Source organism: Oculatella sp. FACHB-28, assembly GCF_014696015.1.
GTDB lineage: Bacteria > Cyanobacteriota > Cyanobacteriia > Elainellales > Elainellaceae > JAAUTN01.
Window position 1 is genome coordinate 1 of record NZ_JACJPJ010000051.1, and the last position, 9,836, is coordinate 9,836.

General features: G+C 47.6%; 6 protein-coding genes and 3 pseudogenes. 3 read left to right on the plus strand and 6 right to left on the minus strand.

Going from position 1 to position 9,836, the window contains the following annotated elements; translation table 11 throughout:
* Positions 1-372: 372 nt before the first annotated feature.
* Both H6F88_RS10505 and H6F88_RS33270 read left to right on the plus strand, forming a co-directional pair.
* Positions 373-867 carry a hypothetical protein gene (locus H6F88_RS10505; protein WP_190642704.1) on the plus strand — a complete coding sequence of 165 codons (495 nt, stop codon included), beginning with the start codon at positions 373-375 and terminating at the stop codon, positions 865-867.
* 277 nt (positions 868-1,144) lie between these two features.
* Positions 1,145-1,557, plus strand: a pseudogene (locus H6F88_RS33270) (transposase); the annotation flags it as partial.
* 128 nt (positions 1,558-1,685) lie between these two features.
* Here H6F88_RS33270 and H6F88_RS10510 read toward each other — a convergent pair.
* Entirely contained in the window at positions 1,686-2,840 is a 1,155-nt protein-coding gene (locus tag H6F88_RS10510) for an FAD-dependent monooxygenase (protein ID WP_190642705.1), read from the minus strand.
* A 261-nt stretch (positions 2,841-3,101) separates the two neighbouring features.
* Positions 3,102-3,592, minus strand: a pseudogene (locus H6F88_RS10515) (hypothetical protein).
* Between the two features lie 93 nt (positions 3,593-3,685).
* Here H6F88_RS10515 and H6F88_RS10520 point away from each other — a divergent pair.
* Entirely contained in the window at positions 3,686-4,906 is a 1,221-nt protein-coding gene (locus tag H6F88_RS10520; protein ID WP_190642706.1) for a condensation domain-containing protein, read from the plus strand.
* Between the two features lie 139 nt (positions 4,907-5,045).
* On the opposite strand, the gene H6F88_RS10525 is transcribed toward H6F88_RS10520, so the two are convergent.
* From H6F88_RS10525 to H6F88_RS10540, 4 genes and pseudogenes are all read right to left on the minus strand, one after another.
* Positions 5,046-7,055, minus strand: coding sequence for a ScyD/ScyE family protein (locus H6F88_RS10525; RefSeq protein ID WP_190642707.1), 2,010 nt, complete (start codon positions 7,053-7,055; stop codon positions 5,046-5,048).
* Between the two features lie 222 nt (positions 7,056-7,277).
* The gene (gene ybgC / locus H6F88_RS10530) at positions 7,278-7,724 is read right to left on the minus strand and encodes a tol-pal system-associated acyl-CoA thioesterase (RefSeq protein ID WP_199318252.1); all 447 of its coding nucleotides are present in this window, start codon (positions 7,722-7,724) and stop codon (positions 7,278-7,280) included.
* A gap of 73 nt (positions 7,725-7,797) precedes the next feature.
* Positions 7,798-8,253: pseudogene (locus H6F88_RS34390) on the minus strand (cupin domain-containing protein).
* Between the two features lie 150 nt (positions 8,254-8,403).
* Positions 8,404-9,684: a glycosyltransferase gene (locus tag H6F88_RS10540; RefSeq protein WP_190642708.1), complete on the minus strand. Its 1,281-nt coding sequence runs from the start codon at positions 9,682-9,684 to the stop codon at positions 8,404-8,406.
* Positions 9,685-9,836 lie beyond the last annotated feature (152 nt).

Sequence of the window (9,836 nt, forward strand, 5' to 3'; positions counted from 1 at the left end):
TTTGAAGCAACTGAATTGGGTCAGGCGCTTTCTGCCTTGGGTCACGTCCTCGAACCTGTACCGGAAATCGGTGCAGCAACAGGAATTGTGATTCGACCCGATCGCACCATGACAGCAGCAGCAGAGCCGAGTCGGCGCGGCGGCGGCGCGGCAATGACGGTGCGATCGTGAGTCCCCCAGCTTGTCATGCTTAAAGTGTGAATGAGCAAGCGAAGACCCTTAATCAAGACTAGAGTACAATCTCTTCAAGTAAATCTGAAGTTTAGAGAGAGGATTGACTCAACCAACTTAATCATCGAAGAAACAGTTGATCAGATTTTGGCGAATTGTAATTTAGTCATGCGAAACTCGAACGCTGTTAACAAATCATCAATGAGCTGGAGAACGTCGCTGGCATTTGTCGTGCTGGCAACCCTGATCATGATGCTTGTCGGTTGGTTGATTTCAAATAGATTGCTGCCAATTCGCCAAACAATTGAACACAGTGAGGCTGGACTGAAGTTTATCCAAGTATGGATGCAGCTTGCGATCGCGATCGGACTGGTGCTGCCAACCATTGCATTCATTGCTTGGTTTAAACGTCCTAAAATACGAAAGATCTTCGGTTCCTATTTGCTGCTTCTTGTGATTCAAATTGCCACTGAACAAATCGTCAGTGAGGTTTGGTTATCGAGTTTAGTGGTGGTCATTGGTACACTCTATACTGCATTTCGAGTGTGGCAACTTTGGCAGGGTTTGCAAATGATTAAAACAACTCAAAAACGATCGCGGTACCGATTAGTCAGTAGTGTATTGTGGCTACTGCTGTTGTTTTGGTCAAGCAACCTCATCGTATTGTTCGCGATCGCTTGGCCCAGCGTTTTGTAATCTCACATTCTGTGAATGAGCAAAAGATTTGGGCTCTTCCCAGCTTTTGGTATAGTTTGAATCTTCGCTCGAACAAGTTCCGAAGTTTTCTCACAGGCAGCCCAATATGCTTGGTCAGGAGAAGGTATCTATGTCCTGAAATTATTGGTTCTTGTTGCGACCATCGTAGTAGACATAGATTGAATGAGGGAACTTTATGAAGCGGGTTGTGCAGAGAATGTCAAACCTCTGCTGCAACCCGCTTCCAACGCTTATCTTCCTCCTTTGGCGTGAGCAAGAGTTGCAACAAGGCAAGCTCATCAAAGTGCGGGGCTTTCCCAAAGACAAGAAGGTCAAACTGCTGGAGGGTCACTGTTTCTACCAATAGGACGGAGTTTGTCGCCACCAACGACTTATCTCAAGCTTCAACGGATGCTGTACAAGATGTGTCTGGGGTTCGCTGGAAGATTGAGGAGTTTCACCGCGAGTTGAAGCAACTCACTGGAGTCGAAGCTTTGTCAGTGCCGCAAAGCTCGGATTCAACTCAATCATATTGCTTGTGCCCTGCTTGTTTGGACTCGCCTCAAAACGATCGCCTACCAAAGCGGCAAGACCGTTTATCAGATCAAGCATGGGATGCTGTCAAACTACTTAATTGAGCAACTCAAGCACCCATCCGTTCGTAATGTCTCTTGCGTAAGTCCTGTCTAGGGTCAATTGTGGCTGCAACGGGCAGTTTTGACGCGGCTATCCTGAGTCCCGTCGCAGGGGCATGGTTGGCATCAGTTGTGATATTTGTGCTGGCGTGGATAATTCGATATTGACCAACGCGATACAACTCAATGGAATATGGAAGGAGGATAGCTGTAAAGCCATGCTTGAAAGTCATCCTGACTCATCTGGGAAGGGTTCATCATTTTAACGAAAGTAGTTTCACTATCCGGTCGATAGGAGTCATGACCCCGGACGGCACTGCGATTGTAGATGACTTCTGTACGAGGAACGCGACTGTTTTCATACGCATTAAGTGCCGTTTCGATGTCTGGTGCAGTAGAAAGATACTCCGCCAGTTCGTAGGCGTCCTCAAACGCCATGTTTGCGCCTTGTCCGAGCGAGGGTACAACCGGATGAGCCGCATCTCCCAAGAGTGTGACTCTGCCTTTGCTCCAGTGTGGTAGGGGCAGTCGATCCCAAATGGGACGCTCCACAATGTCCTCCTCAGGCGTTGCTTCGATAATTGCTTCTACAGGCTCTGTCCACCCTGCAAAAAACTCCAGAACCCGTGCCTTAGCATCGCTTGCCTGTTGACAAACAGAATCGTCTGCCAATAGCACACCTGCACTCCAAAAGGTGTAACCTTCACCGACATCAATCAGCACGATATTTTTTCCATCCGATGCTGTCACTAAGGTAGCGATGTTAGGAGACAATTGCTCGTGAGGATATTGGATGACAGCACGCCAAGACATTCGCCCTGCATAAGTCGGAGTTCCATCCCCAATAAGCTCCTGCCTAACAACAGAATTGATCCCATCTGCCCCAATCAGTAAATCTGCCTGGACTGTTTTTCCATTGGCAAAATGAACTTCAACCTTGTTGTCCTGCTGCTCAAAGCCAACACAGTGATGTTGGAGATGAATGATTTCGGGCGGTAGTGTTGATGCAAGAATGGCTTGCAGCTTTGACCACTGAATATTTAACATCGGCTGCCCATATTGCTGCATGGTTGTCATCGGTTCTGACGCAATCACCTCTCCAGTGCTACGTTTCAACGTAAGCGTGTGCGTTGGGCTGCCTGCACTCATTATTGACTCAACTATTGCCGGTTGAATCGCATTGAGGCTATTCAAACCATTTGGGGTCAAGCTTAAACCTGCACCAATCGGTCGCAAAGCTTGTGCTCGTTCGTAGACTTGCACCTTGAATCCCTTCTTGAACAGCGCATTTGCAGTTGCCAAACCGCCAATTCCGCCGCCAATAATTGCAATATTCATTGGTCTACCTCTGCCAATATTTATCAAAGCCTGCTTAAACCCTGTCCGATTGGTTGTGTCACAAACAATGACTGCGAGATCCCCAACCCCAGAGTGCAATGTTCATAAGTATAGGAATGAATTAGTTGACAGGGTTCAGAATTTGTTCGGACGAAGGGTCTGAAATTGTTCGCAAAGGTTGGTTTGATTGTTGCACTCCGTTACCTAGTATTGTTTGATGAATAATTACATATGGCAGTTTTTACTTGAATAAAATAGGATTTACGCAAGGGAAATTTGAACGGACAGGTGCTTGAGTTGCTCAATTAAGTAGTCCGAGAGCATTCCATGCTTAATCTGATAAATCGTTCTGCCGCTTTGATAAGCGACCATCTTGAGACGGCTCCAAACGAGCAAGGCACAAGCAATATGATTGCGTTGAATGCGAGCTTTGCGACATTGACAAGCTTCGACTCCAGTTAACTGCTTCAGTTCACGATGAAACTCCTTAATCTTCCAACGGATACCACACGCATCTTGTACGGCATCGGTTGACGCTTGAGATAAGTCGTTTAGCACGTAAGCATTCTCAGACGTTTGAAGCAGGGGTTCCGCGTTGTTCACAGCAATCGAGGGGTCAACTTCTCCCCGCGCAAGTAGCGATTAATCCGGTCGTGGCTAATCCCTTGCAGATGAGTAGCTAATTTTGTAACCGTGTAGTTAACCGGACTACTCAGCAGATATTGACAGTAGTCGAGTTTGGTGAAGCTCATTTCTTCAGTCTAAATTGCTGCTGCGTAAGTTCTGATGCTATTAACTAGCAGACGGTCAGTGCAGCAGATCTATTAAGCGGAACGAGCATAGCAATGGAAAGAGAGTTAGGTGCCTTTGAACATTTATATTGGCTGTACAACCAGTTTTGTCCGCTGGATTTTGCCACCGTTGCCAAACTAGAGGGGCAATTTAGCGTCAATCAACTCAGGGCAGCGCTCCAGCAAGTTCAGCAGCGTCACCCGATGCTCCGAGTTCGCATCGAGACTGACGCGATGGGATATCCCAAATTTGTTGAAACCGATGCCGAAATTCCGATGCGACAGGTTGCAAGAGTAGAGGATCAGCAGTGGCAACAAGAAGTCGCAGGCGAACTGTCCCGCTCATTAGACTGGCAGACTGAGCCTCTACTTCGGGTCGTGCTACTGCAATCGGAGACTGAATCGGAACTAATAATCGTTTGCCATCACACGATCGCTGATGGACTATCGGCTGTCTATATAACGCGAGATATTATTCAAGGGTTGGCTGGCAAACAATTTGAACGAACAGACCTATCTGCGGCAGTCTCGCTCGAATCCGCGCTTCCGGGCAGCGAACCCTATCCAGATAAGATCCTGAAGCCGACAGATTATCTTCCCCCCCAGTCTCGCTGTTCTCCCCCCCACATTCGCCCCGTTGTCCTCTCAACTGAACTCACCCAGCATCTGATCCAACGCAGTCGAACTGAACAGACAACGGTACATGGTGCGATCAGCGCTGCATTTTTGCTTGCACTCGCCCCGCAATTTGCGAATCCAATCCGATGTCTCCATCCAGTGAATGTGCGATCGCAGCTATCTTTACCGATGCCTGATGGCGTTGGGATTTACTTCTGCTTTTGTGTGACCTCTCATTCTCTTCAGGAAGGTTCTAAGTTTTGGGATATTGCGCGATCAGTGAAGTCTCAACTTTCTCAAATTGATATTGCCCAGCAACTGATTGAGGAACGCCAACTTCGACAGCCTATAGTAGCGCATCTTACCAATGCCGCTGCCTATATTGCAGACCTGCGATCGCAATATCCCTCTCATCTAACGGTCACCAATCTGGGTCGCGTTGATATGGCTCAACAGTACGGCAACGTTCGGATTACAGCGCTCCATGCCCCGGTTGCCATGCCCGGTGTGGACGGAGGGTTGACCCTTGGTGTCGTGACCTTGGGCGATCGTCTCGCCCTCACACTTATCTCTACATCTCGAATGGAGGGATGCGAGCGAGCGGCGACTACCTTGTTATCCAAAGGCGTGAAGCATTTAGAACAGGCAGTGGAGTAGCCTCGAGTCATTCAACTCGCGCTCAAATTCCCTGCAAAATTCCTGCATCAGCGCATTCCAAACGCACCCACTTAACCGGTAGTGTTCTAGACCTGTGAAAATGATCAAACGATTCGACCAAACTCATTGTGATTGAAGATCAACTGGATATGAAATTCAACCAAATTTGAGCAGGAGAATTTTGACTAATGATACTTACGTTTGGATCAAGATCGCCGCCTGTTTTGTAGACATAATCGAAAGCACCTTGATCGCCCAGCAGATGCGCTCGCAAGAATAACCCGCTCCAACGCCCGATCGTGCCGTTTGCCGTTGCTTGATCAAGCGTGGGACGGTTCGGCTCAAGCATCGGATTGTCCGTATTGGCAATGCTATAGTGATTTGCCACTTCAATTGCAATTAGCGCTTTCGGCGCATCTTGAATCTTGACATAAGTGGATGCCACTTCACCAAAATCATTGATGCTGTCGAGCGTTCCTGCAATCAGTCCGGTGGGAATATCTTGATTATCGATCGTTGGAAATGTACCACTATTGGCTGCTGTCTGGAAGCTGGTGCCGTAGAAAATGCCTGCTTTGAGTTCAGGCGGTCGAGTATAGTCACTGGTCGAGGCAGACCGAATAATATTTTGAATGGCGGCTAATCCCACAAAGCCACCAAACCCGTCTCCCAAAAGTCCTAAATTTGTAGTATCAGCAATTTCAAAGATCGGTGAAGCAGTATCAGCATCTTCCAGTTTTATTTGATCCAGCACGTCATTTACTTGCTGTTCCTCTGCCAAAAGCCCGGAAAGAGGTTGTCCATCCATTAAGGTTAGGGTTCGTTCATTGTTTGGAACAACCACAACAAACCCATAGCGTGCAACTTCTTTTGCATAGTTAGAGTAGTTTGCTTTATCGGTGAAAGCTTCTTGCAGCATCAGTGCGATCGGCAATTGATCGGGAGTTGAGTTTGGCAATACTGGGTAGTAAATATCCGCCGGATCACCATCAGCAGTAATCGTAGTCGTGTAATGCTTCACTTGGTCATAAATCGGATCAGGGCTAAAGGGGGCTTCCCGCTTCAACCGCAACACCTCTCCTTGTCCAGCAATAAAGCCTTTGTTAGAAATGTAAATATCGCCATTAGAATCGAGTGCTAGACCCGTGGGATTGATGAGTTCATCAGTTGCGATCGTAGTACGAGTTTTTCCATCTGGAGAGACATAGATTAGCGAACCTGCATCGCTTCCGCTCAAAATGCCATCTGCATCATATTCGAGGACATACAAACCACCAGATTGATCAAAAGCGAGATCTGCGATATTCGTAAACCCACCTGCATAGACTTCCGGTTCGCCTTCCGCATTGAGCCGGTACACTTGTGCCGTTCCGGTTTGAAACGGAAATCCAGTTAATTCTCCAACATAGAATGCGCCATCTGGGCCCTCGGTAATGGAGGTGGGAACAGACTGCCGTACGACAGATTCACCTGTGAGTGGGTTCGTTGTCCGAGCTGGAAAGACAGCTTCTAAATTCAGGTCGCCACCAAAGGCTCGCTGACTGAGCAGATCATTCGCGCCCGCATCTAAGACATAGGCAGTATTGTCCTTGATCAGCAAGTCATAAAGATTAGTATTAACATCTTGCTTGTCAGGGTTGTTATTTTGTTCATAAGCACCAAAATCTCGGAGTCTTGTCCAGGAAGAACCTCCGTCAAAACAATCGATCGCAATCAACTGGCTAAAATCAGGGACTTGAAGACTGTCTCGATTGGCTGGATTGCTGACAAGACCGACGATCGCATAAGCATTGCCATCCTTATCAAACTCAATGCCACTGACACCTGCTGCATCTCCTTCACCAGGTAATGCCAGCGATGGCAGTCCCGTAACAACTCGTTCTGCAACCCCGTTTTGAATTCGGGTAATCGCGCCGGTTGCGCCATAAGACAACAATGCACCGGGTTGACTCGGAGACGGAATACTCGCACCGGTTTCTCCTCGTCCTGCTTCGGCAACGTAAAGTGCGCCATCTGGACCAAAACTCAGCTTACGAGGACTATCCAACCCATTTGCTAGTATTTCAATTTGAAATTTCGGGAGTGTTTCCACACATTTAGGGCTGTTCAATACTTGCTCTGAAGTTGAGGCTAGGGTTGCTTCCGGCATAGTGAGGCTCCGATAAACAATTATTCTTAACTGTATCGATTCCAACTTCTGAGCGAGTTCGTGATTTCATCGGATAAGCGGTCGAACATTATTCGGAAAAAGTTCGCTTCAGTTCCCAAATACTTCCTATGGGCTTGATGTTAGCAGCGGATACTGTTGTACGTCTTCATAAGAAATGGCGTGTCCTTCAAATTCGTGGCGCGTAATCGCAGTTCTTCCTCTTCAGGACACCACCTCTGCTTCCGGAAGACACGCGCGCAGCTTCTCAAGCAGCTCAGGAGGGATCTTGGTGGGACGCATGGTCTGGGTGCTGATGCACACCATATCGATCTTTGCGGAGACTGCGGTACTACCCGATTCGTGAAACTGAACCTCTTGGAGCAAAACCAGCCCAGCCCGACCAAGCGAGAGTGGACTGGTGCAGACAACGAGTTGATCGTCTAGGCGCGCTGGCACCTTGTAGGAGATCTCTACGTGCCGGACGATGAAGCCGACCTGCTGCTCTTCAGAGAGCCGCCGTTGCTCAAAGCCCAGCTCACTCAGCCACTCGCTGCGGCCACGCTCCATGTAGCGCAGATAGTTCGCGTAGTAGACGACACCACCGGCGTCCGTGTCTTCAAAATAAATCTTGAGGCGATGGCGAGAGATCTTGTCTTCCATGGTGTTCATCGTTGGGGTGGTGGATCGTTTGTTCTCATTCGAGAGCTAACGTTGAAGTGGCTCAGTTGTCTCTGAAGCCTACTTAACTCTCCAAAGTTGGATTGTAGAGAACAACATTCTCCTGCTCGTTTGCATCGTTGCGTACAACTAGTGCATGAGCTGATTCAGTTTCACTGAGATTATAGGGTTGGTGTGGAACGCCTGGAGGGATAAAAATGAAATCACCCGCTTCGTTAACAACTGATTGCTTGAGTCTTTAACCATAGCGGGTTTCTACACGACCCTTAATTAGATAAATTGCGGTTTCATAATCACGGTGAAAATGGGGCTCGGCAGACCCACCTGGAGGAATAATCACCAAATTCATAGAAATTGCCTTTGCACCGGTTGTGGCATTAGAAATACCCACAAAATATGGCAAGCGTTGGCGGGTCAGAGTTTCAGTATCAGGGCGTAGAGTTACAATCTCTGTGGAATTAGTATCAGATGAGCCAGAGGTGTAGGAATGATTAGAGCACGGATCCCCTTGCAACGCCATAGAAATATCCCTCTCTTATAAACCGCAATTGAATTGATGGAAATCAACCCCAGTTTCAATGTAGCTTGCAGGCTAACGGTCGCAATCACCGGACACAGACAAACTTTGCAACTCAGCCAACTATATCAGGACGTGTCAGGTGCAGCGTGGCTATTCGCCTGTGTTTCTGACAACTGGCTGTCCTGTTCCAATCACTGTTTCAATAATGTTGGCAGCTTGTTGTACTCTACCAGAGTTCTGAATCGCAGATTGTAAACGCAATGCCTGAACCTTATAGGAATCCTGGGTCAACACTTTGTGAATTACTGATTGCAAGCTAGCAGCAGTTAAGCGGGCAATAGGTAGTAACTCTCCCGCCCCCGCCCAAACAATTCGAGCAGCAACTCCAGGCTGATCATTTGAAATTGGAATTGCGACCATTGGCACTCCATAAGTGAGTGACTCTAGAACTGTGTTTAAGCCTGCATGAGTGATTGTGAGAGCAGCTCTTTTAAGCACCTCCAACTGCGGTGCATAGCTGACAACAAGAGGATTTCCCGTTAAGGTTGACACTGCTTCCAACGGCATCCCCCCTCCTAGCGAGATCACCAACTGCACATCTAATCCGACACAAGCAGCGGCGATCGCTTCAAATACTGATAGGAGACGATTTTGAATTGTTCCCATCGAAGCATAGATTAGGGGCTGCCCAGTTAACTGCTCCCAAGGAAAGGGCGTGATATTTCTTCCAATCGCACTATGGTAGGGACCAGTGAAATGAAAGTGTGGTGGCAAGTTTCTGCGAGGGAACTCAAACTCAGATGGCTGCTGGCTAAGTTGAGCCAGTTTGGAATATATATCATTTGGGTGGGTATGGGGAGGTAAATTCCACCTTTGCCGATACTCAGCCGTTAACTGTCTAAACGGCTTTGTTAATCGATTCTCTAAGGAATAACCAACTCGATTCCGTAACTTTGCGCGCCAATTTGTCTGGTATTGCCAGGTTGTGAACCTTGGCGGAACGCCAATCTCTAGATTCAAGGGCAACGCATTACATAAGCTAACAAAGGGAAGATTTAGAAAGTCAGCAACCGTTCCTCCAACCGGAGAACATTGATCGACTAATAATGCTTCGATTCCTTCAGATTGAACTATGTCTGGAGCATCTTGAAGGATGATTCGCATATCTTGTTCAGCAGTTTTAAAGCTGTGCTTCAAAGAAGCGATTCCACTGAGTTTACCTCTTTGAGCCAAAATTTCTGCTTCCGATCCACTGGGGCGTTCATCTTTGCCAATAGGACTAAAACCAAAGTTTGCAGCTAAGACTTTGTCCTGAGCATCTACAATGTTCAAGAAGGTTACACGATGACCACGTTGCTGAAGCTCATATCCTAAGGGAAAACAAGCTGTAAGATGGCTTCCCGTGGGGCAAATTACACCGAAATGAGTCATAAGATACCCAAAATGAACAAATGATGAGATGACTATCTTGACTGTTCTGCGCGCTAAGAAGATAAGAACGCTTGGATTTCGGGCGATCGCAACAAAACCCAGCTTGCAATCAGTTGGATTACAAACGGAATCAATATCCAAACAGGACGAAG

Bases quoted from the DNA above. Each gene is read 5' to 3' on its own strand.
- H6F88_RS10540 (WP_190642708.1), bottom strand. From the start codon at position 9,684: ATGACTCATTTCGGTGTAATTTGCCCCACGGGAAGCCATCTTACAGCT.
- ybgC (WP_199318252.1), bottom strand. From the start codon at position 7,724: ATGAACACCATGGAAGACAAGATCTCTCGCCATCGCCTCAAGATTTAT.
- H6F88_RS10510 (WP_190642705.1), bottom strand. From the start codon at position 2,840: ATGAATATTGCAATTATTGGCGGCGGAATTGGCGGTTTGGCAACTGCA.
- H6F88_RS10505 (WP_190642704.1), top strand. From the start codon at position 373: ATGAGCTGGAGAACGTCGCTGGCATTTGTCGTGCTGGCAACCCTGATC.
- H6F88_RS10525 (WP_190642707.1), bottom strand. From the start codon at position 7,055: ATGCCGGAAGCAACCCTAGCCTCAACTTCAGAGCAAGTATTGAACAGC.
- H6F88_RS10520 (WP_190642706.1), top strand. From the start codon at position 3,686: ATGGAAAGAGAGTTAGGTGCCTTTGAACATTTATATTGGCTGTACAAC.